Below are 24,088 nucleotides of genomic sequence, written 5' to 3'. Positions count from 1 at the left end.
TGGCTCTGACTGGAGCCCGGATTAGCAAGTTCATCATTGACAAGGATGTCGATAACGACGCCTCCAATGGCTATCAGTCGGCCATGATCTCCGGCGGCATTGCCTATAGCGAGATCTATGACGTCGACGGATTAGAGGTGACTGCGGCATCCCAAATCAATGGGGGCTTCAGCCGCTTCTGCTCCTCCAGCTTCGAGCAGGCCGATCGCTTCGGCGCTGGCCGTGGCTTTGTGGACAACATCTATCTCACGGGTGAGGAGAGCGACGAAGGTCTGTTCTGGGCCCTAGACACCGAGAGTGATGCCATATGGGCGCTGCCCGGCTTGGGCCGCGGCGGTTGGGAAACCGCCGTTCAGGTTGACACCGGCAGCGTCAACACGGTTGGAGTCTTGTTGATGGATGACAACACCGCCCCGATCTACCTGTGGGTGGGCGAGAAGTCGACGGATGAAGGGGCCGGCTTCCTGGAGCGCAATGGTCTGGCTGCCGGCCAGGGCAACCTCTACACCTGGGTTCCCACCGATGGAAGCATCGGCAAGTCCGCTGGTACATCTGGGGTTCCCGATTCCGCCGATCTCAATGCCCTGGCCCTTGGGGCGGCTGCCGCCGGCAGCTGGGTGCTGGTGGGCACGGGCGCCGAGGTTGCCCTTCTGAGTGAAGCCCAGCTGCGCAGCGAGGCAATCGAGCTTGGGGCCCTGCTGCTGAGCCGCCTAGAAGATGCCTCGATCAACCCCAACGATGGTCAACAGGTGGTGTTCGCCACCACGGGCAATGGCGACTTCGGTGCTGCCGATACCTTCGGCAACCTGATCACCCTCGATCTCAGTGGTGCCTTCAATAGCAGCGGCCTGATTGCTGCTGGCAACAGCACTGACCTGGCGGTGATCTACGACGGCGATCGTCAGATCGCCAGTTGGGATGCTGCTTTCGGCAACGACAACGGCGTGATCGACACTGCTGAGCAAGCTGCCTTTGGGGCCACCATCATTCGCAACCCTGACAACCTGACTTGGTCGGCCGATGGCTCGATCTACGTGCAGGAAGACAAGTCTGTCTCCTCAGCCTATTTCGCCCAGCAGGAGGCCTCAATCTGGCAGGTAAGTGCCACGGCCACGGATCCTGTCACCGGTGAGGCGATCGCGGAGCGTTGGATGCAGATCGATCGCAATGCCGTGCCCACGGCCTATGGCCAGACCGACACCAAGACGACTGATTACGGCAACTGGGAGTCGTCAGGGATCATCGATGTCTCCGACATCTATGGCGAGGCGGCTGGTTCGGTGTTCCTGGGCGATGTGCAGGCCCACAGCCTCACCAATGGCAACATCGGCAGCAGTGGTTACCTCGTCCAGGGCGGCCAGCTCACCCTGATTCAGAACCCTGATTTGATCTGAACCAGATTCAGGGTTGTTGCTGCAGGGGCCCCTTCGGGGGCCCCTTTTTCATGGCAGCCGCGAGTCCCGCAGGGCCGCAATCAGCACGAACCAGGCCAGCCGCAGCTTGGCCAGCGGCCCTGGCCGTGCCGCCAGTTCGGCGTATTTGGCCCGGCCGCATTCGGTTTTGATCCAGCGATGCACAAGGGGGGTGGCCATGGGAGCCAGCCTAGGAATGGCACCCGCACCCGGCCGGGGCCAGGATGTTGGCAGCGATGGTTCTGCCGTGATGGGTTCTCTGCTGCGGGTGGTGGGTCTGGCGGTGGGGGCGTTGCTGGCGTCTGGACCCGTCCAGGCCGGTGTGGTCACCTGCGTGCGCCCCGGCGTCCCCGTGGGCTGCAGCGTCGGTGTCGGTGCCCCCGGTGTGGGTGCTGGCGCGCCAGGTGTGGGCGTGCGGCCCGCCGCTGGGCCTGGGGTCGGCCCCAACTATGGCGGTCCGGCCAACGTTCATCCGGCGGCCGGTCCTGGTGCGGGTCCGAATGTGGGCCGTCCGGCCAACAGGCCCGGCATGCGCTAAGGCTCGAGCAGCTCCTGTAGCCCCGCTTCATCCAGCACGGCCACTCCCAGGGCTTCGGCCTTGCTGAGCTTGCTGCCCGCCTCTGCGCCAGCCACCACATAGCTGGTTTTCTTGCTCACCGAACCGCTCACCTTGCCGCCCGCCGCCTCGATCAGGGCCTGGGCCTGGCTGCGGCTGAGGTTGGGCAGGGTGCCCGTGAGCACGAAGGTTTGGCCGGCCAGGGGAGCCTCGGCGCCATCGCTGCCGGCTGACGCTGCCCGCTCCTCGGCTCTGGCGGCCAGGGAAAACCCCAGCTGCTCCAGGGCCGTGAGCAGTTGTTGGTTGGCGGGAGTGGCGAACCACTGCTGCAGGGATTGGGCAATCTCGCTGCCAATGCCGTACACCGCTGAGATCAGCTCGGGCGTGCCCTCGGCGGCTGTGGCGAGATCGGCCGCACTGGGGAAGGCCTTGGCCAGGGCCTTGGCATTCACCTCCCCCACGTGGTGGATACCCAGGCCGTAGAGCTGGCGGTGCCAGGGCTGGGCCTTCGAGGCCGCCAGGGCCGTCACCAGGTTTTCAGCGCTCTTGGCGCCCATCCGCTCCAGGCTGGCCAGCAGGGCCCCATCCAGGCCGTAGAGGTCGGCGATCGAGCCCACCAGGCCCTTGTCCACCAGCTGCTCGATCAACTTGGCCCCCAGGCCATCCACATCCAGGGCCCCCTTGCTCACCCAGTGACGCAGGGCGCCCCGCAGGATCGCTGGACAGCTGGAATTGACGCAGCGGGTGGCCGCCTCGCCCTCCTCCCGCACCAGCCCTGAGCCGCATTCCGGGCACACAAGCGGCAGCTCCAGCCGCACGGCGCCAGCGGGCCGTAGCTCCGGCAGCACCCGCACCACCTCGGGGATGATCTCGCCCGCCTTGCGCACCACGATCGTGTCGCCGGCGTGGAGATCCAGCTCCGCCAGCCGGTCGGCGTTGTGCAGGGTGGCCCGGCTCACGGTGGTGCCGGCCAGGGGCACAGGCTCAAACTCGGCCACCGGTGTGACCGCGCCGGTGCGGCCCACCTGACAGGCCAGCCGCAGCAGCTTGCTAGGGGCTTCTTCGGCGGCGTATTTGAGGGCAATCGCCCAGCGGGGCGCCTTCTGGGTGAAGCCGGCATCGGCCTGGAGGCGCAGGTTGTTGAGCTTCACCACCACGCCATCGGTGGCATAGGGCAGGGCGCGGCGGCCGGTGTCCCACTGGGCGAAGAAGGCCTCCACCGCCGTCAGATCGGCCAGCCGTGCCGCATTGGGATTCACGCGGAAGCCGGCGGCCTGCAGCCAATCGAGCGCCTCGGCTTGGGTGGTGGGCCGCGCTGGATCGCCGGGGCCTGGGTGCCAGTCGTCCGGCAGGTGCAGGGTGTAGGCGAAGAAATCCAGCCGCCGCGAGGCCACCACCTTCGGATCGAGCTGGCGCAGGGTGCCGGCGCAGGCGTTGCGCGGGTTGGCGAACAGGGCCTCGCCCCGGGCTTCCCGCTCGGCATTGATCGCCGCAAAGGTGGCATCGGGGATCAGGGCCTCGCCGCGCACTTCCACCCAGGCCGGGGGGTGGGCCAGCAGCAGCCGCGTTGGCACCGTGCGGATCGTGCGCACGTTGGCGGTGATCTCCTCGCCCCGTTCGCCGTCGCCGCGGGTGGCGGCCCGCACCAGCAGCCCGTGGTCGTAGCTGAGGGCCAGGGCGTTGCCGTCGATCTTCAGCTCGCCCACCATCTCCAGGGGGGTGCCGGGCTCCCGGTCGAGCACCTTCAGCAGCCGGCCATACCAGGCCCCCAGCTCCTCGAGCGAGAAGGCGTTGTCGAGGCTGAGCAGGCCGATGCGGTGCTCCACGCTTTCGAACCCCTCGGCCGGGGCCCCCCCCACCCGCTGGGTTGGGCTGTCGGGCGTGATCAGCTCCGGCTGGGCGGTTTCAAGGTCAAGGAGCTCCCGGTAGAGCCGGTCGTAGACCGGATCCTCCATGTCGGGGGCATCCAGCACGTAATAGGCGTGGGCCGCCCGGTTGAGCAGCCGACGCAACTCCTCCGCACGGGCCAGGCCTGAACTCACGGCAGCAGATTCAGGCAGCGGCCAGCTTGGTGATGCGATCGACGCGCCACTGCTCCTCCACCTTCACGAAGGTGAAATCGAGGGGCAGTTCGTCGTTGCCGTCGCTCTTGAGCTTCACGGTGAGGATCAGCTGGCCGTCGTCGAGCCGGGGCCGGCCTGACTTGAGGTTGCGGTACTTGTTGAGCTGCAGCCCCGCCAGGAAGCGAATGAACTGCTGCCGGTTCACATGGGAGCGGTAGTTCTTGGTGGTGAGCAGGTAGGCGCCATCCACCTGGCCGCTGGCCACCTGGGTGAAGAACTGCTTGATCAGGGGGTTGATGCCGCGGGCGCTCAGCACCAGCTTCACGGCCGTGATCGTCCAGTAGAGGAGCAGGGTCCCGGCTCCGGCCAGCAGGGCCTTGGTGCCGATGTCGCGGGTCAGACCCCAGTCCATCTCGGGTGCAGGTGCATGTGGAATGCCCGAGTCTGACCGACCGCCGGTGCCTGCCGGGCCCCCTGGCGCCAGCCCGCCACAATGCGCGCACCATCTGTGCCCCTGGTGGGATGCCCCTGGAGCCCCTGCTGCCGCTGTTCCACCGGCTCGACCGCGAGTGGTTTGACGGCAGCCTGGCGCCTGGGGGCCAGCGCCTGGTGGAGTTGCGCTGGAGTGACGGCCGCATGCGTCGCACGGCGGGGATGTATCGGTTTGGCCGCCACCCCGATGGCCGGCGCCTGTGCGAGATCGTGCTGTCCCGGCCCTTGCTGGAGCCCCTGCCCCGGGAGGCCACCCTCAGCACCCTGTGCCACGAAATGATCCATGCCTGGGTGGATCGGGTGGTGGGCGTTCAGGAGGTGCACGGGCCCCACTTCCGGGCCCGCATGGCTGCCATCAATGGGGGCCAGGAGGCCTTTCAGGTGAGCATTCGCCACCGCTATCCCCTGCCCGCCAGCACCGTGCCGCCCCGCTGGTTGGCCTGTTGCCCCAACTGCCAGGTGCGCGTTCCCTACCGCCGCCGGGTGCAGGGTCTGGCCTGCCGGTTCTGCTGCGACCGGCTCCACGGTGGCCGCTGGCATGCCAGCTGCCTGTTGCGGTTCGAGCAGGCGGCCTAGGGTCGCATCAGCACGGCAGCGGCATGGGCGTCTTCCTCTGGACCCTGGAATTCGGGGGGCTCACCATCGCCCTGGTGGGGCTGGGCCGGGAGCGCTGGCTGGCGGGTCGGCGTCGCTAGCTGGATCCCTAACCTGGGTCCATGCCTGATTCCTGGTCTGATCGCCGCCCTGCCCCGCGCCGCGGTTCCGATCCGCTTGACCAGCGTTTCGATCGGCTGGTGAGTGCCGGCCGCCAGCTGGTGGACGGTGTGTCCGGCGCTCGGCCGGGGTCCCGCTCGTCCGGGCGCCCCGGCTTGCCGCGGCTCGATGGCCTGGGCCGCTGGGTGGAAGACAAGCTCGATTGGATCCTGGAAGAGGAAGACGACTGGCGCGAGCCCTGGCAGGAGGCCAGGCCCCAGCCCCGCTCCGACGCCTTCCGCCCGGAGCCCAGGGCTGAGATCCGGCCGCGGCGCCGGCCCCTGGAGGCCATCTCCCGCCGCGTCGCCGCGCCCCAGCCGCCGGAGCCGGCCGAGTGGCCCAGCGATGAGGCCTTTGTGGTGCCCCGTTGGCAACGGGGCGTTGTGAGCACGCCGTCTCCCCAGACCACCCAGAGAACCCAGTCCACTCCGGAGACGCCGGCTACGCCTTCGCCATCCCCCGCTCGGGCGCTGCCCCGTTCCACCCGGCGCCGCGCCGACGGCTGAGGAGCCGAAGCGGAAATCGCCCCTAGCCTGAGCGCAGTTGCGGTTCGATGGGATGGGCAGCCTTGTGGTGGTGGGGTTTCCCAAGGCGGAAGAGGCCGAGCAGGTGCGGCGTGAGCTGGTGGACATCCAGCGTGAGCAGCTGATCGCCCTGGAGGATGCGGTGGTGGTGGAGCACGACGCGGAGGGCCAGGTGCACCTGCGTCAGGCGATCAACCTCACCGCGGCCGGCGCCCTCGGCGGCGGCTTCTGGGGCACCCTGGTGGGCCTGCTGTTCCTCAATCCCTTGCTTGGGGCTGCCGTGGGAGCGGGCGTGGGCGCGGCCTCGGGCTCCCTCTCCGACATCGGCATCAACGATGGCTTCATGCGCGAGCTGGGCGAGACCCTGCCCAGTGGCAGTGCGGCCCTGTGCCTGTTGGTGCGCGAGGCGACGCCGGATCGGGTGATCGAGCGCCTGCGCGCCCATGCCCCCCACGCCAAGCTGCTGCGCACCAACCTCAGCCACACCGATGAGGATCAGCTGCGGGAGCTGCTGGAGCGGGCCCGTCTGCAGGCGGAGGCCCTGCGCTTGGGTTGAGCTTGTCGCCGCACCTGAAAGCTGCAGCCCCGCTGCTTCAGCTCCAGGTTCACCGGCGTCACCAGGGCTTGGGGAAGGTCGCCGGCCATCTCCTCAGCCGAGGTGCTGATCGAGGGGGACCCTTGCACCAGGGCGGACAGGAGGTCAGCCCACTGGTGGATCAGATGGTTCTCGGCCATGGGCCGCAGTCCCTGCCCCTCCAGCACCAGGGCACAGCCCTGCCCATTCCAAACGGCGCTGGGGTTGGGGGAGTGGGGATGGTGCTGATAGGCCAGGCCCTGCGTCAGGGCCTGGGGGCTGGGGGCGCCGTTCCCCTGGCGTAGGCCGGCATCACTGAGCAGGCGGCCGCAGTGCACCGCCGAAATGCCATAGATCCGGCCCAGGTCGGTGAGGCTCAACCAGTGGGTCTCCGCTGGGTCGGAGGGTGGCTTGGGGGTGGTCATGGCCAGGGTTCCCGGCGCGATTGGCCCCATGCTGGCCAAAGCATGACCTGCGTCAATCCGTCAAGCCCCCTTTGCTGCAACCCGTTACCGAGTTTGCAAACTGTTATGGCGTTCTGGTGCGGTTTGCAACTGGCCTCAGCGGGGCAGTGCCTGCTGAGGCCGGGCCCAGCCAGCGCTCTAAGGCCGGTGAGAACACCTCCCGGATCACGGTGAGTTCCTTGCCGCCGCGAAAGAAGCGGTAGTGGCGGCTCCAGAAGGGGCCCGGTTCACCGAAGCGCTCCTCCAGCCAGGGGGCATCCACCCGCGCCAGCCCATCCACTTCCCGGAAGAGTTCGGCCCGGTGGCTGGTGAGGCTGCGCCAGATCGGTTGCTCCCGCTGCTGCAGATAGGCATCGGCCTGCTGCTGATTCCACCAGCTCTCTGCCCAGGCCAGGGTTTGGGCGCCGCAGCGCAGCCACACCTGGCGCCGCAGCAGGGGGGTGTCGAGCTCGCTGATCTCCGGGGGCGGCGGACCGCCGCTGTTGGCAGAGGTGGCGTCATCAGCCGCCATGGCGATCAATTCGATGTCCACGGGGTCGCCCGTGAGCAGTTGAAAGTGACGGGTCGGGCTGCCGTCCCCCAGCAGCATCAGCCGCCAGGCGCCGGAGAGCACCGCCCCCGCCTGGCCGCTCAGCACAGCCTCGGTTGTCGCCTGCCAGGTCACCTCGGGGGAGGACAGCAACTGGTCAGCCGGCATGCACGAGGACTTCAGGCCACATCTGCTTAGGGTAAGAAGAAAGGCTTGGGGGTCGGGATTGGGATCGTCCGTGCGGCCGGCCGGTTTGCCGGATGTGGTCGTCACCAACTTCCATCGCCGCTACACCGGGGTATCGGCCACGGTGCGGGCCTTGGTGCCGCTCCAGCGAGAGTCGCTGGCCATTGGTCTGCTGGATTGGGGGCGGCTGGGACTGGCGTCCGGGCTGCGTTGGTGGGACCTGTTGTGGCTGGGTTGGTCGAAGCCATCGCGGGGTCGCTATCGGGTCTGGCATGCCCGTCGGGATGTGGAGATCGTCGCCGGCTTGCTGCTGAAAAAGCTGTTCCGCCAGCCCTGGAAGATCGTGTTTACATCGGCGGCGCCGAAGCCACCGGGGGCCTGGTTGGCCGGCTTGTTGCGTCACTGTGATGCGGTGATTGCGACGTCAGCAAGGTCGGCTCAATTTTTAAATGCCTACACAGAGATCATCCAACATGGCGTTGATATTGATGTGTATTCTCCGCCTCTAGGCGATGCCTTGGAGAGGTTGCATGAGCCCCTAGCTCTGCCGGCGTTGCCTGCCTCCCCGTCGCTGCAGAGCCGCTATTGGATTGGGGCGTTTGGTCGTATCAGGCTGAGTAAGGGCACGGATCTTCTCGTGGAAGCCCTGATTCAGGTGCTGCCAGATTTTTCTGATTTTGCGGCTGTGATGACGGGTTTGTGTCAGTCCAAAGATGCTGCATTTCAGCAGGAGCTTCAGGGCAAGATTGATGCTGCTGGCTTGACAGATCGGATTGTATTTCTAGGGGATCTCGATCGCGAAACGGTTTTAGCCTGTTACCGCCGTGTGTTGCTCTGCGTGGCGGCATCTCGCACGGAGGGGTTTGGTCTCACCCCTCTGGAGGCGATGGCCTGCGGGCGAGCTGTGTTGGTGTCGGGAGCTGGAGTGTGGCCGCAGGTGGTCGACTCGGAGATCGGCGGCTCCTTTGAAACCGGATCGGTGGCTTCGCTGGCGACCGCCTTGCGAGGTTTGCTGCAGGACCCGGCCTTGTTGTGGCAGCAGGGGCGCCGTGGTCGGCAAAGAGCGGTGGCCTGCCATTCCCTCCAGGGAGAGGCTGATCGGATCAATCAGCTGTATCGGCGGCTGATGGATTAGGGGGCTGGTTTGTAGCCAGCTCCGCGATCTTGGCGGGCGCTCAGAACGCCCTGGACGAAGGCGCGATTCTTGTAAAACTTGCGCTTGCTGAGCAGGGTGCTGGGGGAGAGCACTTGTCGGATCGCCGACCAGAACGCTTTGCGGTAAGCCCCCTGGATGTGGTGCTTGCTGGTGGTGTACACCAACGATCGACCCATATGCCAGGCCTTGAGAGCCGACACCTTGGCGGAGCGGCCACTGGAGTGGCCGCTGAGGTGCATCACCTCAGCCGCCGGAATGAACCAGATGGGCCCCGCCTGTGCGCGCAGGCGCAGGCTGATGTCATCATCTTCGTGGTAGAGAAAAATATTGGTATCAAAGCCGCCAACCTGATCAAATGCTTTGGCTCTGACAAACAAGGCTGCCCCGGATAGAACGGGCACTTCGCTGTCATGGGCAGGGGGTTTGCGGGGCAGGATCTGATCGGGTTTCAGTAGGCAGCTGCGGCGTTTGAAGGAGGGCTCTCCGCGTCGGTTGACGATGCGTGGGTTGAAAGCGGAGGCTGTTGGGTGCGCGTCTGCTGCGGATTCCAGTTGGGCGATGGTGGTGGGGTGGAGAATGCTGTCTGGATTGACAAAGAAGAGGAATTCGCTGCGGCTCAAAGCCGCCCCTTGATTGCAGGCCGCGCCAAATCCTGAATTGTTCGAATTGGTGATCAGATGAGCGTGATAGCTGTCAGCGAGCTCTTGGGTTGCAGCCCTATCCCCTGAGCCGTTATCCACCAGGATGGTGGTTGTCCCTGGTGGAATGGATGCGAGCAAATTCTTCAGCACCGCGGAGCTGTTGAAGCACACACTCACAAGGGTGCTGCGGCTGACCGGCTTAGAAGCCACGCGCAGAAAGAGTGAGATTAAAAGCCACTGCTGATGCTCACCCGGCGCTGTTCGCCACCCTTCTCGATCACGGCACTGTCGCCGCTGGCAGAGCGCAGGCGCCAACCGCTGCTGCCGATGCTCTCGCCCACGGCCGCACTGGTGGAACTGCCGCCGATCTGGAAGATGGCCGAACCGCTCTGGCCCGGTACCTGCACCACGCCCACCAACTGGGGTGCTCCGCCACCGCCGCCGCCACCTCCACTGGCAGCGCTGGTGTTGCCCCCTGAGCTGCTGCCACTGCCGCTGGCGGCGGGGGCGGGGCTGGTGATCCGACTGTTGACCGGAACCCTCAGCACATCGGCGGAGGGGGCACTGCTGGCGGGCAGGGATGCCAGTTCCTCCATCCAGGGTTCACCCGGTGGTGGTGGCGGCAGCTCGCCGTCCTTGCCCGCTTCGGCGGGCGTGGCGGCGGTCTGTTCAGCATCCGGCGTGGCCGCGGCCGTGCCCGGGCCCATGGTGCGCAACCGCTCGATCAAGAGCATGTTGCGTTCCTGTCGGATCGCCTGCTGGGATTGATTCCACACGCCCAGAACGACCAGGGCAGAGCCGGACACCACCAGCACCGCCACGCCGGCGGCGGCCAGGAGCAGGCTTGGCCGGCGTCCCAGCTGGTCGACCCAGTGCTGAACTGGGCCCAGTCCCCCGGCTCGGGGTGAGCCGGTCCGGCTGGAGGCTCTGCTGCGGGTGCTGCGGCTGTTTCGGTGTCGGCCCGGGGCTGTCGGCTGGGGCCGATCGATCGCCGGCTCCGGGGCAGGGGGGAGATCCTGGAGCTCCACCGCGATGCTCTCGAGCGGCTCGGACGGGGTGGAGTTGGAGAACGCAGGGGAGGGGGGGGTGTCGCAGACCTCCACCTCAATTGGCTTTTCGGGTTCAAAGACCCGATTGAGCACCTGCTCAGCCTTTAACTCCCAGTAGGCCCGGGAGGTGGGGATGCCGCGTAACGGACTCACCTGCCCTGCCCCCTCATGTCGTGGGGTCCACAGTACTGACCCTTTTCAGGGTTGACGAGTCCTGGCGCCGCCGGATCTCCAGCCAGAGCATTAAGGCGGTGATGTCGGCGGGACTGACCCCCGGGATCCGGGTGGCCTGGCCCAGGCTGAGGGGTTGTACGGCGGCGAGCTTTTCACGGGCTTCCTTCGAGAGGGTGCCGATGGCGGCGTAGTTGACATCGGCGGGAATCGGCTGGTGCTCCTGTTTCCTCACCCGGTCGATCTGCTGCTGTTGGCGGGCCAGATAGCCGCTGTATTTGATGTCGATTTCGGCGCCCTCCCGCACATCGGCCGGCAGCTCGGCTGCGGCCAAGCCGAGGCGCACCAGATCGCCGCTGTGGAAGCCGGAGCGGCGAAGCAGGTCGGCCAGGGTGATCGAGCCCCTGATGGGGGCTCCGGTGGCGGCTTCCACGGCCGGGGCCGCTGGGTCGCTGCCTTTGAGACGCACGGTTTCAAGCCGCTGTTTTTCGGCCGCAATGGCCTCCTGTTTGCGGTTGTAGATCTCCCAGCGGCGGTCGTCGATCAGGCCGAGCTCCCGGCCCAGGGGGGTGAGGCGCCGGTCGGCGTTGTCGCCCCGCAACACCAGCCGATACTCGCTGCGGCTGGTGAGCACCCGGTAGGGCTCGCGCAGATCCTTGGTGATCAGATCGTCGACCATCGTGCCGATGTAGCTGCCTTCCCGCGGGAAGTGCACCGCCTCCTGATCGCGCAGTTGCCGTACGGCGTTGAGGCCCGCCACCAGGCCCTGGGCGGCGGCCTCCTCATAGCCGGTGGTGCCGTTGAGCTGGCCGGCGGTAAAGAGCCCCTGCACCCGCTTGGTTTCCAGGGAGGGTTTGAGCTGGGTGGCGGGGAGGTAGTCGTAGTCCACCGCGTAGGCGGGCCGCAGCATCACGCACTGTTCCAGGCCTGGGAGTGTGCGCAGCAGCTCCAGCTGCAGCCGCTCCGGCAGGCCGGTGGAGAAGCCCTGCACGTAGATCTCCGGCGTGTCGCGCCCTTCGGGTTCCAGAAAGATCTGGTGGCTGTCCTTGTCGGCGAAGCGCACGATCTTGTCTTCGATCGAGGGGCAGTAGCGCGGGCCCTTGCTGTCGATGAAGCCGCCGTAGATCGGCGTGAGGTGCAGGTTGTCGCGGATCAGTTGGTGGGTGGCTGCCGTGGTGCGGGTGATGTGGCAGCTCATCGGCTCCCCGCTCACCCAGCTGGCCGGATCAAAGGAGAAAAAGCGCTCCTGGGCGTCACTGGGTTGCTCCTCGAGCCGGTCGAGGGCGATGCTGCGCCGGTCCACCCGGGCCGGCGTGCCGGTTTTGAGGCGGCCCATCTGGAAGCCGAGGGCCTCCAGCGCTTCGGTGAGTCCCTCGGCGGCCTGCTCACCAGCCCGGCCCGCCGACATCGATTGGTTGCCCACCCAGATCTGGCCGCCCAGGAAGGTGCCGGCGGTGAGGATCACGGCGCCGGCGCTGTAGGTGCTGCCGAAGTAGGTGCGTACGCCGGTGATGCGTGCGTCCTCGCCGGGAGTACCCTCCACCTCAAGGCCGGTCACCATCGCCTCGCGCAGGGCGAGGTTGGGGGTGTGCTGCAGCAGCTGCAGCATCTGGCGGGCGTACTGACGCTTGTCGGTTTGGGCGCGCAGGGCCCACACCGCCGGGCCGCGGCTGGCGTTGAGGATGCGCTTCTGCAGGGCGGTGGCATCGGCCAGGCGGCCGATCACGCCACCGAGGGCATCCACCTCATGCACCAGCTGGCTTTTGGCAGGCCCCCCCACGGCCGGGTTGCACGGCTGCCAGGCGATGCGATCGAGGTTGAGCGAAAAGAGGGCCGTGGAACAGCCCAGCCGGGCTGCCGTGAGGGCCGCTTCACAGCCGGCATGGCCACCCCCCACCACGATCACATCGAAGTGCTCGGTGCACGATTCGTTGGGGGTGGGAGAAGCCGACATGGTGGGTATTTAAGGCCGGCGGCTGGTCGCCAGGGCCAGCGCTTCAGTGCCAGTGCGTGCGGATTTCTTCGGCCAGATAGCTCCAGAGCCTGGGCTGGAGCGGGTACCGCAGCACCGTGCGCCTGGGGTGGCGCCAGGGATGGAGCACCTCCTCGGGCTTTGGTCGGCCGTGGAATTTGAGGATGCAGCTGGCCTCGAGCTGCTGCTGGGCTGCGCGCGGATCGCGGGACGCCAGTTTGCGCAGGGCCTTGTAGGAGCTCACCAGGCCTTCGGGCCAGTAGGCCAGCGCAGCGGGAGCCTGTTGGCGAAAGACTTCAAAAATGAAGTTCTGGTCGCCCGGAAAGGTCTGGTCTGCATAGCGTCCCTCTTGCCAGCTGGTCCACACGGCCTGGGTGTGGGCATCGGGACGGCACCAGAGCACGGAGGAATTGAGGATCGGGTAGTTCCAGTCACGGACGCCGATCACACTGGCGACGCTGGAGCGACCCAGCTGCACCAGGGGGTCCAGGCTGGCGCGGATCACCAGGGTGGTGTCCAGAAACAGAAAGGGATCGCGGCCGGTCAGGGCCTGGTCGAACAGGCGCAGTTTGCCGAAATACCCCTGCAGGCCCCCGCCCTGCAGATCCCGCACCTCCAGCTGCTGGTGATCGCTGGCCGGGGGGATGAACCGCCCGGGTTCGGGTCGGTCGGTGAACACGATGAAGCGATGGGCTTCGGCCAGGTGGCGTCCGACCATCGCGGCCAGCCGGCTCACCCAGGGGTCGGGGTAGCGGTGTCCGGTTTGTACCGTCACCACGGTGAGGCCGGGATGGTCCATGGGTCGGGCCTAGGGCGCCGCCAGGTTGCGGAAGCGGGTGAACTGGGGCTCGAACAGCAGTTTCACCGTGCCCACCGGCCCGTTGCGGTGCTTGGTCACGATCACCTCGGTGATGCCCCGGTCGGGGGTTTCCGGGTTGTAGTACTCGTCGCGGTAGATCATCAGCACCAGGTCGGCGTCCTGCTCGATCGAGCCCGATTCCCGCAGGTCGCTCAGCATCGGACGCTTGTTGGTGCGCGATTCCACGCCGCGGCTGAGCTGGGAGAGGGCCATCACCGGCACGTTCAGCTCGCGGGCCATGCCCTTGAGGCCCCGGGTGATGCGGCTCAGCTCCTGCACCCGGTTGTCGGGGGTGGAGCCCTCCATCAGCTGCAGGTAGTCGATCACGATCAGGCCCAGTTCCTTGCCGGTTTCGGCCATCAGCCGGCGGCAGAGGGAGCGCATCTCCAGCACGCCGGAGTTGGGTTTGTCGTCGAGGAACAGGGGCAGCTGGCCCAGGCTGTTGATGCCCTGGCCCAGCAGGGGCCATTCCTCCTGCTGCAGCCGGCCGGTGCGCAGCCGGCCGCTCTCGATGCCCACCTCCATCGACAGCAGGCGATAGGTGAGCTGCTCCTTGCTCATCTCCAGGGAGAACACGCACACCGGCAGGGCGTGGAGCTGGGCCACGTTCTTGGCGATGTTGAGCACGATCGAGGTTTTGCCCATCGCCGGCCGGCCGGCCACGATGATCAGGTCGCTGCGCTGCAGCCCCTGGGTGATGGCATCGAGGTCGTAGAAGTTGCAGGGGATACCGGCCACCGCGGTGCCCAGCGACCGGCTTTCGATCTCGTTGAAGGTGCTGGTGAGAATTTCGGCCGTGGGCGTGAGGCCGGTGCTCGGTTTCTCCTGGCTGATGGCGAAGATCTTCGCCTCCGCCTCATCGAGCACCTGCTCCATTGGCTTGCTCTGGTCGAAGCCCAGCTGGATCACCTCGTTGCCGGAGCGGATCAGCTGGCGGCGCAGGAACTTGTCCATCACCAGGCGGGCCACCTGGTCGATCGAGGCGGTGGACGTGATCCGTTCCACCAGTTCCACCAACCGGCCCTGGCCCCCCACCTTTTCCAGTTGGCCGGTGTCGGCCAGCCAGGCGCACATGGCCGTCAGGTCGGTGGGTTTGCCCTGGCTGTGCAGCATCACCGCCGTGCGATAGATCTCGCGGTGGGCGCTCAGATAGAAGGCTTCCGGCTGCAGCACGTCGGCGACGCGGCCGATGGCGTCGGGGTCGAGCAGGATGCCGCCCAGCACGGCCTCCTCGGCCTCCAGGTTCTGGGGGGGCACCGAGTCGGGCAGGGCCTCGAAGTTGGCCTCCTCCCGCAGGCGCCGCCGTTGGTTGTTACCGCTGCCGGAACGACCCCCCCGGCTCTCGAGGGGGTCGTCAGCTGCTCCGGCCACTGCCGCGTTCACCATGGGCAGGGAGGGGACAGCACGGGCAGATCAGTCTGCCCTGAATTGGGGGAATCGCCCAATTGTGTGGGCGACTCAGCGCTCAGAAGCTGACGACTTCCAGGTTGAGCTCGGCGGTGACTTCGGGGTGCAGCTTGACCTGCACCTTGTAGGAGCCGGTGCGGTGGATTTCGGGCACGGTGATGTCGCGGCGATCCACGTCTTTCTTGGTGGCCGCTTCGATCGCTTCAGCCACATCGCCATTGGTCACGGTGCCGAACAGCACGTCGTCACCACCGGTCTGCTTCTTCACGGTGAAGCGGCCAATCGTGTCGAGGGCGGTGCGGAAGGCCATCGCCTCGGCCTTGAGGGCGGCTTGGCGCTCGGCCTCCTTGGCGCGACGGGCCTCCACCTGGCGCAGCACGGCGGCGGTGACGGGAACGGCCTTGCCGGTGGGCACCAGGAAGTTGCGGGCGTAGCCAGGAGCCACCTCCACCAGATCCCCGTCCTTGCCCAGGCTGAGAACGTCTTCGTTGAGGACGACTTGAACGCGCTTCGCCATGGGATCGAACGGGGGGAAAGGGAACTGCCCTGAAGAGGACGGGTGTCCATACGGAACACCCGGGTCACAACCGATCTGACACCTTACGCCACAGGCCCTTGCGGCAAGCGCACCTGCCGGGCCAGGCCCAGGCTGCGCATCAACCGGATGTGCTGCCAGGTGAGGTCGATCTGGCGGCCAAAGCCGTGGCGGGCGGAGTGGGGGAAGGCGTGGTGGTTGTTGTGCCAGCCCTCGCCGAAGGTCAGCGCCGCCACCCAGGGGTTGTTGCGGGAGCCGTCGCCGCTGTCGTGGCTCACCTCACCCCAGAGGTGGGTGGCCGAGTTCACCAGCCAGGTGCAGTGGTAGACCACCACCAGGCGCAGGGGGATGCCCCACAGCACCAGGGCCCAGCCGCCGGCACCTGTGGCGGTGCCGATCCAGAACAGCAGGGCGGCCAGGGGCACCTGGAGCAGCAGAAAGTTGGTGTTGAGCCAGCGGTAGTAGGGGTCGCGGGCGAGGTCGCCGGTGAGCCGGGGCACGGCACCCATGGCGGGGATGGGTGCAAACATCCAGCCCATGTGGCTCCACCAGAAGCCCCTGAGGCTGCTGTGGTGATCCACCTCGGTGTCGGAGAACTTGTGGTGGTGGCGGTGCAGGCCCACCCAGTCGATCGGGCCGTGCTGGCAGCTGAGGGCGCCGCAGGTGGCAAAGAAGCGCTCCAGCCACTGGGGCACGCGGAAGGCGCGGTGGCTCAGCAGCCGGTGGTAGCCGATGGTCACGCCCAGGCAGGCGGTGACCCAATAGAGCACCAGAAAGCTGGCCAGGGCCGGCACGCTCCAGAACTGGGGCAGCAGGGCCACCACCGCCAGCACGTGGATGACCGCCATGAAGCCGATGGTGACCCAGGGGGTGGTTTTCGACCCCTGGCTGCTGCTGGCGTCGTCCTGGCGGCTCCGGTGCAGGGCCTCCGCGCGGCGCTCGCCGCTGACGCCCTGGTTGATGAAGGCGGGCTTGCGGGTGGCCAGGCGCTGGGTGGCCGGTGCGTCGGGCCTGGCTGGCGCGGTGGCTGTTGCTGGTGCGGCCATAACGGACCGACTCCGAATTGATCGCTACAATAGTAGCAATACGGATCCGTATCGCGTGGGATATCGGGAGGACCTCTTATCGGGACGCGTCGCGTTCGCCCATCTGATCAAGGTGTGGCACGAGCGCAATGGCTGGTCCCACCGGGTGCTGCCTGCCCTGGCGGAGGCCCTGGATCTGGGCCGGGTCCACAACTCCCAGCTCTCGATGCTGCGCAACGGCAAGCTGGCCTCCCCGGGGCCGGAGGTGTTTCTGGCCCTGGGGCGCATCAACCAGTTGCTGGCCGCGGAGGTGCGGGGCGGGGCCCTCGGCGATGGCCTGCGTCAGCGGCTGGCGGACAGCCCTGAGCTGGTGGCGGCCCTCGAAACCTCGGCCCTGCCGGTTCAGGATGAGGGGGCCCCGGTGCTGGGTCCCGGCGAGCTGCTCGAAGTGTTTGTGGGGTTGCGGCAACCGCCCATGGCCTTCGACCTCCGGATCGCCGATGCGGAGGCGGGCCCATTGAGTGCGGCCCTGGCCCAGTTGCTCACGGCGGGGCGACCCTGGCGGCTGTGCCGGGACCAGCTGATGGCGGCCTACCCGGTGGAGAAGCGCCAGCGGCGGGAGCGCTTTGCCGAAGTGATGGCCGGCCAGCGGGATTTTTCCGCTGCGGAGCTCGACAGCGAGCTGCCCGATCTGCGCCGCACCCTGGCGCGGCTCGGGGCCACCGGGGATGGTGAGCTGGAGCCGGATCAGTTTCTGGAGCTGCTGCGTCAGCAGGCCAGTGCCCTGGGGTTCACGGGCGATGGCCAGGGGGTTGAACTGGATCTAGGCGTCGCCATTCGACTTCAATTAAGAGGTCGTTGACCCCAGCAGACAGCCGGTTCATCAGAAGGCTGTCAAGTCAGCTAGTGGAGTGATATCGGCCATCAATTGCTCCATCCCTGCTTGGTATGACTGAAAACTAGCCTGTCGGAGCAGCTGGAAGACGCGCGGGGGAGTTGATGCGACAGAGAGCTTGTTTAGGCAATGAAAGCCCGGCAGAGTATTGAGCTCTGCCGGGTGCAGTTGACGATCAGAACCGTTGGCGCCAGCCCAGGTTCAGTCGCACAGCGCCCAATGGGTCGTAGGAGACATTCGATACGGTGGTTGCTGTGGTACCTAGATAGCCAGCTTCAAGGAAAACGAAACCGCTTTGGGTGGCACGATACGCAAGGCCCAGTTTGGCCTGGTAGACAAAAGTGCTGGCATTCCCACCACTAAAAGTAGTGCAGTTTGGAATTGCACATTGGGGAGTTGAGAGATTCCCCCAGCCGATCCCGGCGCCGATGTAGGGGCTCCAGCGCGAGAGGGTGTTGTCCTTGTTTTTGATCTTGAAGTCGTAATAGGCGTTGGCCATTACGGTGAATAATTCCACATCACCCAAACCTGGATTTGTTAGGGATAGAGTTTGCCCACTAACGTTGGTGAAGGTAAGCTTTTGGGTCTGGCTGCTGAAGTTGCTGTAGCCGACTGAAAGATCGGTGCGGAGGCTGGGAAACTTGTAGCCCACGGCCAGTTCTCCGTTGAAGCCAGTATCTAAATCAAGCCTATTTTGTACAGGAGGAACCTGAGGGAAATTTACTAGAGTGAAATCGCCCTTAAGGTCATTAGGGAAGGCAACGCCAGCTTGAACGCTCACGTAGGGGTAAGATCTGAGAAGAGAATCCGCGGTGGCTTCTTCGGGCTGAGTGGGATTGGTTGTTGACTGAGAAATTTCGATGGGTGGGGACTGTGGATTTAGATCGGCAATGTTCGGTTGGGCTTGACCCACCTGAAGAGCGATGGGAATTGCGGCGAGGGCGATTGATTGAACAGGCATTTTGAGTTAAAAGAATTAAAATTTAGTGTAAAAGTGTGCAGAATCAAGGTGACCTTTAAGAGCCCATGATTCCTAAAGAGTTAAGAACGCTGTCAGTTGATGCGGTTCCCCCTGTGAGCCACGATATGAAATTTGGTTCTCCTAGGGCTTCAAACTCTTTTTCCACGCAAAGTAGAGTTTGAAGTTGTGGTGCAGGTATGGGTGTTGTCGCTGGCAAGGGGCGATCGTCATCTTTTCCGGCAATGTTGTTTATTGATCCGTCGCTATTGAAGATAATTCCTGTCCCGTTATCAACGATTGTCGCGACGCCAGTGGCTTCGCCTCCGCCTGTATTTCTGGCAAGCAGTGAGAAAGTTTCGGCATCCTCGAAGATCAGGTCGTTGATGAGCTGAGCGCGAACCAGCAGACTTCCTGAGTTCCCGAGGTTGAGGAAAGTGTTCGCCTGATAATCACGCCAAGTGCCACCGTCAATGATTGGATCAAAATATTGCAACGCCCCTACAAAGTCAGTCCCTGCTTTCGCTGATCCGTCGGATTGGCTCAGCGAGGCCACAAGTTGGCCAGCAGCACCGGAGACTGAAAACATTACATAAGGCGAGCCTTCATTAACGGTGAGACTTGTGATGCTTAGGGGCCGGTCATCGGTGTCGTCATCCAGGGCAACACCGGTGGGGAGAGCCGAGGTTGCGGAGGTGTTGTTGGTGTCGAAGTAGTCGCCAGTGCCGTCATCTGTGATGGTGGCGGTACCAGAGGCAGCGGTGCCGCCAGTGTTGGTGGCAACAAGGTCGAAGGTTTCGGGACCATCAAAGGGGGTGTCCTGCTCAGCGCCGATGGCGACACGAACGAGGAGAGTGGTGCCCGAGGTGATGGCTGGAGGGTTGTTGGCGTCGTAGGACTTCCAGATACCACCCTCGAGGTATTGGAGAGCAGGGGAGGTCCCTAGGTTGGCAGCCCCACCGGTTGCGTCTGGAGTGCCATTGCCACTGGCACCGTCGAGGGAGAGCTTGACGAATTGTCCGCTGGCGCCCGTAACGGAGAAGACGGCAAAGGGGCTGCCTTCATTGACGGCGACGTTGCCGACGGTGAGAGGGCGGTCGTCGTCGAGTTGAGCGGGATAGTCAGGACCGTTGGGGTCGGTATCACCCGGGAGATTGGGAGTGGCGGTGTTGTTATTGCCAAGGAAGATGCTGCCGGTGCCGTCATCTTTGATGGTGGCGGTGCCGATGGCAGCGGTACCACCGGTGTTGGTGGCGGTAAGGGTGAAGGTTTCGCCGTTGTCGGGGTTGGTTTCCTGCTCGGGCGTGAGGGGAGTGCGAACGAGGAGAGTGCCGTTAGAGCCGAGGGAGACGTTTCCTGAGGTGTAAGGAACCCATGCACCAGCACCGCTGTTGGCGGCGGGATCGAAGACTTCGAGGCCTGTAATGCCAGTGGAGGTGCCGTTGGCGAGAGTCAGCGAGACGAGCTGATTCGGGGCGCCAGTAACGGTGAATGTGGCGTAAGGGGAGCCCTCGTTGACGGTGGGGCTGGAGACGGTGAGAGCGCGGTCATCGTCGAGGACAACACCTAGGGGAAGAGCGGGAGTGCCAGTGTTGTTGTCAGGAGCGAAGTAGTCACCCGTGCCGTCATCTTTGATGGTGGCCTGACCAGTGGCAGCGGTGCCGCCAGTGTTGGTGGCAACGAGGTTGAAGGTTTCTGGACCATCGAAGGGGGTGTCTTGTTCGGGTGTGAGGCCAACGCGAACAAGAAGTGAACCCGTGCCATCAAGCGGGACGTTGCCGCTGGTGTAGGCGGTCCATGCAGAACCGTTCCAGTATTCGAGCGCGCTGAGGTTGGCGCCGTCTGAGTTTTGGCCAGACAGTGCAAGGCTGGTCAGCTGACCAGGAGCGCCAGTGACGGTGAAAGTGGCGTAGGGGGAAGCCTCGTTAACGGTGACGGAGCTGACGGTCAGCGGCCGGTCGTCATCTTTAGGGGCTGTGGTGTTAACGGAGCCATCAGGATTAAAGATGGTGCCATTGCCATCGTCCGTGATGGTGCTGATTCCAGTGGCGGCCGTACCCGCATCATTGCGTGCAATCAAGCTCAGGGTTTCCCCTCCTTCGTTGATGCTGTCGTTGACAACGGCAGTGCGCACCAGCAAGGTCGGAGTCGTCAGCGTGATCGCCGTTCCAGGCGTGTAATCGACCCATGAATTGCCGTCGAGGTACTGCAGGGGAACGCCGGTCCCAGCATTGGCGGTGTCAATACCCAACGATGCTGTGCCCGATTGCAGCTCCAGCGTGACGCGTTGGCCGATTGTGCCGCCAACACTGAATTGCACATAGGGCGAGGCTTCGTTGACGGTTGTGCCGCTAACTGTGAGTGGCCTGTTGTTTGGAGCCACAGTCAATGTGGCGAGTGCTGTATTGGAGTTGGTCGATCCGTCGTTGACGGTGACTTCAAGCAGGCGGTTGGTGTAGTTGGTTCCGGTGGCCGCAAAGCGGATCGATTCGATTGCTGCTTCGTAATCGGCTTTGCTTGCCAGGCCGCTCAAGGTGAGGGTCAGCGTTCCGTCGGCGGTCGCCGTTGAGGGCACCGCGGCCGTAATCCCGGCCGGCAAGGAGCCGACAAGTGAGAGGCTGTCTCCAACCTTCGCGTTGATCAGCACAATCGTTGCCGATGCCATTGTGGCGCTGTCTACATCACTGACGAGGCTGTCGCTATCGGCAATGCCAATGGCTGGGCCACCCACCGTGAAGGTGTTCGTGAAGCCTGTTCCAGGTGCTGAGACATCAAGATCAAGTGAGGGCGGATCATTGACGCCTTGAACGGACACCGTGGCTGTCGCTGCTGCTGATGCAGCTCCATTTCCGTCGGTGGCGGTGAGGGTGAAGACGCGATCTGATTCTGTTGGGTTGTCGGACGTGTTTTGGTAGCGAAGGGCTTCCAGAAGGGCTTCAGCCGCCGCACTAGAGAGTTCAGCGCCCCCTGCGCCAGTGAAGTTGATGGTGGCAGTTGTTGTAGCAATGCTGATGGAATAGTCATAGGTGACACCACCGAGAACCACCGAGCCGGATCCAGCCTGAATGTTATTTAAGGCTATAGATCCACCGCTGGTTGCCCCGGCAATCAGCAGCTCTTCACCTGTGTCTGCAAAGCCTGTTGTCGTGAATTGAATGGATATCTGATCGTAGCTGGCATTATCGACATCGCTCAGGTTGATGCCAGCGGCAATGGCTAGCGCCGCCGGGCTTCCGCCCTCGGTGAATGTATTGGTTGTGGAAGTCGTTCCGGAATCGCCGGGATCGAGATCAAGAATAGGGGCGTCATTCTTGCCATTGATGGTGATCGTTAGATTGGCAACGTCTTTGAATGATGACGGCGTTGAGCTCGGGATTGGGCCGTTGGAGACTTCGTATTGGAACTCTTCGGTCAGTCCATCGCCTACATTCAAGGCTTGAACAGCTTGCTTGCTGTTGTCCAGGGTGTAGGTGTAAGCACCTGTTGTGGAGTTAATGGTCAGGGTGCCGTAGAGGCCATTAACCGTTATTGAGTCACTGCTCGGTGAGGTGAACCCTGCAGCTGAGGACGTCTTGGCGCCGGAAACGGACAGAGTGCCTGTACCGGCAGGTGTGGTGTCGGTGGTATCGCCAGCGCTCGCGCCTGTTCCTCCGAGGACATTCCCAGAAATCAGGCTGCTGTAGCCCGACGCATTGCTAACACCGAGCTCATCAATCGTGTTGGTGTCGGACTTGGCATCGGGGTCGTTGGTGCCGGAGCCCAAGACCGTGATCGTGAGTGTGGAGGAGCTGGTGAGACCACCAGCATCTTGCATCGTGTAGTTGAATATCTCACTGGCCGACTGCCCTTCGTCCAGCGCTGGGTTGTCAACATCTGGTGTGTATGTGTAGCTGCCATCGACGTTGAGCTCAAGATCGCCATACCGCCCTTGAATGGTGGTGCCAGCCGAGGCGCTAAAAGTCAGTGCATCGCCGACAAGCGACACCGCAGCACTCAGGGTGACAGACGTGGCGATTCCATTGCTGTCGTAAGTGACAGCCACGACCGTTGGAGCCGTTGCCAGGCCTGTTCCGTTCACCGTCATTCCAACCGCGACCGTGCCGCTGGTACCAGTCAGCGCAACGGTGGTGGAACTGGGTTCTGTGATGCTTGTAACGGTGCCGCCAGATGTGTACGTATTGGCAGCTTCCTCTAGGAAGATTTCGGTTCCAATGCTTAGCCTGGAAGCGTCGGAGAGACTGACGCTCAGGTTTGCACCGGTTCCTGTGATTGTTGCCGATACTTGCTGATTTAGGCTATCCAAAAGCGGAATTGTGCCGGCCGCGTTAAGAAATACTCGTAAGGTCCTGCCGTTGTCGTTGCTCAGACTTGAACTGGCATTTTCAGTCGTTACTGTCGTATTGCCACTAACGGTTCCTGTTGCTGTGCCAGAGAGGCCGAGGATAGTTTTGTCGTCTCCAGCATCCACATCCGTATCGTTCCCCAGCACATTGCCGGTAGCTTCAAATCCCAACGGGTCGTTGGCGTTGTAGGACGAAGCGCCATTGAGTTCTGCCGTGAGCGATTCCTTGGCCACGTTGTAATCCGGCGTGGCCTGTGGCTTGTCGTTCGAGCCTTGGATGGTGATGTTGAGGCTGCTTGTGGATTGGGCCCCCGCAGCATCCTTGATGGTGTAGGTGAAGGTATCCGTGAGGGTGTCGCTGCTCAAGCGCAACGCTTCGACGGCCGGATCGGTATTGTCTATCGCATAAGACCAGGCTCCATCGTTGGCAAAGGTGAGCGTGCCAAAGGCGCCGGTAAGGGTGGTCGTCCCGGTGTCTGGTGCAAACTGCGTCGTTGAACCAAAGCTGGCCGAGAAGAGGCTCAGGCTGCTGTCTGTGACCAGGTCACCAAAGGCCCCAGAGCCCACCGGTGTTGTGTTATCGGACCAGCCGGCCTCTATGGCGTTGGCTGTAACGGCATCCGCAGGCGGCGCATAGTTGTTGATGGTGCCCGTGCCGAGCGCAGTTTGGCTGCCTGTGTTGGTGGCGGCCAGGTAGAAGGTTTCTGGGCTTTCCTCAAGCGCGTCAAGGTTGATGGCAACGCGCACCTGCAGCGTTGTGCCAGATGCCGGTATGACCACGAAACTATCAGGCGTGTAGGGGAGCCAGGTCGTTCCGTCGAAATATTCAATGCTCCCCACATCGGCTCCTGTGCCGTTGATGGTGGCGCTATCGGCATTGCTGCCCGTGCTTTGTAGGCCGAGCTTCACCAGTTGCCCGCTGGCACCGGTCACTGTGAACAGTGCGGGTCCCTGGTCTTCCCTTACGGTGACGGAGCTGACGGTCAGCGGCCGGTCGTCATCTTTAGGGGCTGTGGTGTTAACGGAGCCATCAGGATTAAAGATGGTGCCATTGCCATCGTCCGTGATGGTGGCGGTGCCGACGACAGGAGTGCCCCCGGAGTTGGTGGCGGTAAGGGAGAAGGTTTCGTCGGGTTCGTTGGTGGCGTCGTTGTTGATGGGAACGCGCACCAAGAGGGTGCCACCTGATCCATCGAGGGGAACGTTGCCGCCGGTGTAGGGGGTCCAGGTGGTGCCGTTGTCAGTGGAGTATTCGAGCTTGGGTTGGTAGTCGAGGTTGGCGGTTGCGGTACCTGGAGTGAGGGCCAGGCTTACGAGCTGGCCGGGTTCACCATCGAGGGAGAAGACGGCAAAGGGCGAGGCCTCGTTAACGGTGGGGCTGGTGATGGTGACGGGTCGGTCGTCATCCAGGGCAACACCGGTGGGGAGAGCCGAGGTTGCGGAGGTGTTGTTGGTGTCGAAGTAGTCGCCAGTGCCGTCATCTGTGATGGTGGCGGTACCAGAGGCAGCGGTGCCGCCAGTGTTG

General features: G+C 64.2%; 21 protein-coding genes. 7 read left to right on the top strand and 14 right to left on the bottom strand.

The annotated features are described in order from the left end of the window. A partial coding sequence (locus KBY71_RS10270; RefSeq protein WP_254928814.1) for an alkaline phosphatase PhoX occupies positions 1–1,394 on the top strand: 1,394 nt, incomplete at its 5' end. Between the two features lie 48 nt (positions 1,395–1,442). On the opposite strand, the gene KBY71_RS10265 is transcribed toward KBY71_RS10270, so the two are convergent. Further along, on the bottom strand, positions 1,443–1,592 hold the full coding sequence (locus tag KBY71_RS10265; RefSeq protein WP_190390428.1) for a hypothetical protein: 150 nt from the start codon (positions 1,590–1,592) through the stop codon (positions 1,443–1,445). Between the two features lie 70 nt (positions 1,593–1,662). Here KBY71_RS10265 and KBY71_RS10260 point away from each other — a divergent pair, with 70 nt between their 5' ends. Continuing rightward, on the top strand, positions 1,663–1,950 hold the full coding sequence (locus KBY71_RS10260) for a hypothetical protein (RefSeq protein WP_254928813.1): 288 nt from the start codon (positions 1,663–1,665) through the stop codon (positions 1,948–1,950). Here KBY71_RS10260 and ligA read toward each other — a convergent pair. After that, the gene (ligA, locus tag KBY71_RS10255; protein WP_254928812.1) at positions 1,947–4,010 is read right to left on the bottom strand and encodes an NAD-dependent DNA ligase LigA; all 2,064 of its coding nucleotides are present in this window, start codon (positions 4,008–4,010) and stop codon (positions 1,947–1,949) included. The genes KBY71_RS10260 and ligA overlap by 4 nt on opposite strands. A 10-nt stretch (positions 4,011–4,020) precedes the next feature. Next, positions 4,021–4,443, bottom strand: a complete 423-nt coding sequence (locus KBY71_RS10250) for a hypothetical protein (protein WP_190390425.1) — start codon at positions 4,441–4,443, stop codon at positions 4,021–4,023. A 110-nt stretch (positions 4,444–4,553) separates the two neighbouring features. On the opposite strand from KBY71_RS10250, the gene KBY71_RS10245 reads away from it, so the two are divergent. From KBY71_RS10245 to KBY71_RS10235, 3 genes are all read left to right on the top strand, one after another. Continuing rightward, a complete protein-coding gene (locus KBY71_RS10245; RefSeq protein WP_254928811.1) occupies positions 4,554–5,099 on the top strand; it encodes a SprT family zinc-dependent metalloprotease in 546 nt (181 codons plus the stop codon). Between the two features lie 140 nt (positions 5,100–5,239). Then, positions 5,240–5,782 (top strand): hypothetical protein, encoded by a 543-nt coding sequence (locus KBY71_RS10240; protein ID WP_254928810.1) that lies wholly within the window; start codon positions 5,240–5,242, stop codon positions 5,780–5,782. 52 nt (positions 5,783–5,834) lie between these two features. Then, positions 5,835–6,356 carry a DUF1269 domain-containing protein gene (locus tag KBY71_RS10235; RefSeq protein ID WP_254928809.1) on the top strand — a complete coding sequence of 174 codons (522 nt, stop codon included), beginning with the start codon at positions 5,835–5,837 and terminating at the stop codon, positions 6,354–6,356. Here the strand turns inward: KBY71_RS10235 and KBY71_RS10230 are convergent. After that, a complete protein-coding gene (locus tag KBY71_RS10230; RefSeq protein WP_254928808.1) occupies positions 6,296–6,799 on the bottom strand; it encodes a hypothetical protein in 504 nt (167 codons plus the stop codon). The two genes, KBY71_RS10235 and KBY71_RS10230, sit on opposite strands and share 61 nt — an antisense overlap. A 103-nt stretch (positions 6,800–6,902) precedes the next feature. After that, complete coding sequence (locus KBY71_RS10225) at positions 6,903–7,535, bottom strand: chorismate lyase (protein WP_254928807.1); 633 nt, start codon at positions 7,533–7,535, stop codon at positions 6,903–6,905. Positions 7,536–7,629: 94 nt separating this feature from the next. Here KBY71_RS10225 and KBY71_RS10220 point away from each other — a divergent pair, with 94 nt between their 5' ends. Continuing rightward, a complete protein-coding gene (locus KBY71_RS10220) occupies positions 7,630–8,688 on the top strand; it encodes a glycosyltransferase family 4 protein (protein WP_254928816.1) in 1,059 nt (352 codons plus the stop codon). On the opposite strand, the gene KBY71_RS10215 is transcribed toward KBY71_RS10220, so the two are convergent. The 7 genes from KBY71_RS10215 to KBY71_RS10185 all read right to left on the bottom strand — a co-directional run bounded on the left by KBY71_RS10215 (position 8,685) and on the right by KBY71_RS10185 (position 16,389). Further along, positions 8,685–9,560 (bottom strand): glycosyltransferase family 2 protein, encoded by an 876-nt coding sequence (locus tag KBY71_RS10215; protein ID WP_254928806.1) that lies wholly within the window; start codon positions 9,558–9,560, stop codon positions 8,685–8,687. The genes KBY71_RS10220 and KBY71_RS10215 overlap by 4 nt on opposite strands. A gap of 17 nt (positions 9,561–9,577) precedes the next feature. Next, positions 9,578–10,552: a hypothetical protein gene (locus tag KBY71_RS10210; RefSeq protein ID WP_254928805.1), complete on the bottom strand. Its 975-nt coding sequence runs from the start codon at positions 10,550–10,552 to the stop codon at positions 9,578–9,580. A gap of 13 nt (positions 10,553–10,565) precedes the next feature. After that, the gene (gene mnmG / locus KBY71_RS10205) at positions 10,566–12,524 is read right to left on the bottom strand and encodes a tRNA uridine-5-carboxymethylaminomethyl(34) synthesis enzyme MnmG (protein ID WP_254928804.1); all 1,959 of its coding nucleotides are present in this window, start codon (positions 12,522–12,524) and stop codon (positions 10,566–10,568) included. Positions 12,525–12,567: 43 nt separating this feature from the next. Next, positions 12,568–13,341 carry a hypothetical protein gene (locus tag KBY71_RS10200; protein WP_254928803.1) on the bottom strand — a complete coding sequence of 258 codons (774 nt, stop codon included), beginning with the start codon at positions 13,339–13,341 and terminating at the stop codon, positions 12,568–12,570. 9 nt (positions 13,342–13,350) lie between these two features. Beyond that, the gene (gene dnaB / locus KBY71_RS10195; protein ID WP_254928802.1) at positions 13,351–14,787 is read right to left on the bottom strand and encodes a replicative DNA helicase; all 1,437 of its coding nucleotides are present in this window, start codon (positions 14,785–14,787) and stop codon (positions 13,351–13,353) included. Between the two features lie 79 nt (positions 14,788–14,866). After that, positions 14,867–15,325, bottom strand: a complete 459-nt coding sequence (rplI, locus tag KBY71_RS10190; RefSeq protein ID WP_254928801.1) for a 50S ribosomal protein L9 — start codon at positions 15,323–15,325, stop codon at positions 14,867–14,869. Between the two features lie 83 nt (positions 15,326–15,408). Further along, on the bottom strand, positions 15,409–16,389 hold the full coding sequence (locus tag KBY71_RS10185; RefSeq protein WP_254928800.1) for a fatty acid desaturase: 981 nt from the start codon (positions 16,387–16,389) through the stop codon (positions 15,409–15,411). A gap of 55 nt (positions 16,390–16,444) precedes the next feature. Between KBY71_RS10185 and KBY71_RS10180 the strand changes: the two genes are divergently transcribed. Next, positions 16,445–17,230: a hypothetical protein gene (locus tag KBY71_RS10180; RefSeq protein ID WP_254928799.1), complete on the top strand. Its 786-nt coding sequence runs from the start codon at positions 16,445–16,447 to the stop codon at positions 17,228–17,230. 208 nt (positions 17,231–17,438) lie between these two features. Here KBY71_RS10180 and KBY71_RS10175 read toward each other — a convergent pair whose 3' ends face one another. Both KBY71_RS10175 and KBY71_RS10170 read right to left on the bottom strand, forming a co-directional pair. Next, positions 17,439–18,224 carry an outer membrane protein gene (locus KBY71_RS10175; protein WP_254928798.1) on the bottom strand — a complete coding sequence of 262 codons (786 nt, stop codon included), beginning with the start codon at positions 18,222–18,224 and terminating at the stop codon, positions 17,439–17,441. A gap of 55 nt (positions 18,225–18,279) precedes the next feature. After that, entirely contained in the window at positions 18,280–23,733 is a 5,454-nt protein-coding gene (locus KBY71_RS10170; RefSeq protein ID WP_254928815.1) for a VCBS domain-containing protein, read from the bottom strand. Between the last annotated feature and the right edge of the window lie 355 nt (positions 23,734–24,088).

It is taken from the genome of Cyanobium sp. T1B-Tous (genome assembly GCF_024345475.1).
GTDB lineage: Bacteria > Cyanobacteriota > Cyanobacteriia > PCC-6307 > Cyanobiaceae > Cyanobium_A.
The sequence above is the reverse complement of the archived record's forward strand: the minus strand, read 5'-3'. Positions and strand labels throughout refer to the sequence as shown.